At 38.3% G+C, this 1,801-nt stretch carries 1 pseudogene; it reads right to left on the reverse strand.

Features of this window, described 5'->3' with window-relative positions:
* A pseudogene (locus tag Q0370_RS03680) lies at positions 1-1,801 on the reverse strand (autotransporter domain-containing protein); the annotation flags it as partial.

Genomic DNA, 1,801 nt, shown 5'->3' on the forward strand with positions numbered 1-1,801 from the left:
TATTTACTTGACTAGAAGAGTATATTCCATAGTTAGCTCCAGTAGTTCCAGTTGAAGTTATATTTGTACTGTTAGTTATTGTGTTCGCTTTATCACTTGAATAAATATATACACCATTATTTGATAAAGTCGCACTTCCTCCTGTACTTGTTATATTATTTCCTGTTCCAACATTTACAAATCCGAACGAAGTATCCCCTATGTCAAATGCTGTTCCTGTATTTGTAATCTGCTGTCCACTTCCAACTGTATACACTCCAACAGCTTCATTTTTTCCAACCTTAATAGTCCCTGAATTTAAGTCAACAGTTCCTCCTTTAGAGTACATTGCGACAGATCCATCGCCTACAGTTATGTTTTTATTGTTCACTTCTTCAAATGCATATATTCCAACGGCATTTTTTCCGATTGTTATATCTCCGTTATTTATAAGCGGATTTGTACCAGTTCCAGTTGCATTTGTATACATTGCCACATTAGGGTCAGCAAGCGAAGCAGAATCTCCAAATGTGATTACTTTGCTGTTTACTGTGTCGTATGAAATATTATTTTTTGCGACTTTTGCATACATTCCGACATTCTTATCTTTTGTACTTGTAATTGTCCCCGCATTTTCAAATACTGGCGCAACAGTTATATTTCCAGGTTCGTATGTCATTCCAACTCCTTCTTCGTCATCAAGAGTTATTGTACCTGTATTTTGAAGCCCTGTTTCTGTATCGTATATTGTTACAGCACTTGTTACTGGATCTGTAAATACGTCTGAATAGAACATTCCTGTCGATTTATTTCCTACCGAAATATTTCCTTTGTTATAAATCTCTGTATTTCTCAATCCATATAGCCCTGTTGAGCTTTTTGCTATTTTTATGATACCTGCAGTATCATTTACGACAATAGCGTTTTTCCCATAAATTGCAGCCGAGTTTTTACCAGACAAGTCTATAGTCCCTTTATTTATAAGTGTTACTGTAGATTTTGGCGTAGCCAGGTCTGAGTTTTCCTGTGCAATACCAATTTGCCCATCTTGAGTTCCTGTTATCGTGCTATTGTTAGTTATGCTTGAGTTTGAGATTTCAAGCAGGTTGTAGTCATCGCTTGGATTATCCAGATTTACTGCCTGATCCACGTTCAGATGACTTTGATAAAGCATAAATCTTCTATAATCGTTACTTCCTCCTACTGTCGGCTTTTCTGTTGAGGCAAGACCGCTAAACAAGTTTGAAACTGACGTATTTGACAAATTCATATTAACTTTTTGAGTCAGGAACAGTCTTGAATCAGCCTGCATATTTAATGTCAAGTTGCCAAGCGTACTTGTTGTACCATCTCCATAGTTAGTTCTTGCCCAAGTTGCAACGTTCCCAGGTGTCAATGCCGTATAAGAAGCGATATTTCCTAATGTTCCTCCACCAGTATAGTAGAATGCAGTACCACGTGTAGTAGCTTTAGTTCCACCTTCAATAGTAGCAGTCATAGGCCCGTTTATAAGCACTTTTCCTCCAGGAGTATAGAACAGAAGTGAGCCCTTGTCAGTACCAGTTCCTGTTACGACTGTGCTTGAGCCACCATTATTTCCAACAGAGATAGTTCCTCCGTTATCAGCAAAGAAGTTTACTGCTCCATTGTATGCTTTTATATCAGCCTTGTCAATTTCAATTTTTCCAGCCGAATATATTCCTACAGAGCCTTCATCTGTAACATCAGCATCTACATTCATTTTTCCGCCAGTCAGATTTGCCCCTGCCAATGCGACAACTCCTGCAGTTCCTCTTCCACCAGTTCCAGTTGTAGCTTTTGA

The sequence above is a fragment of the uncultured Leptotrichia sp. genome (assembly GCF_938036635.1).
Lineage (GTDB): Bacteria > Fusobacteriota > Fusobacteriia > Fusobacteriales > Leptotrichiaceae > Leptotrichia > Leptotrichia hongkongensis.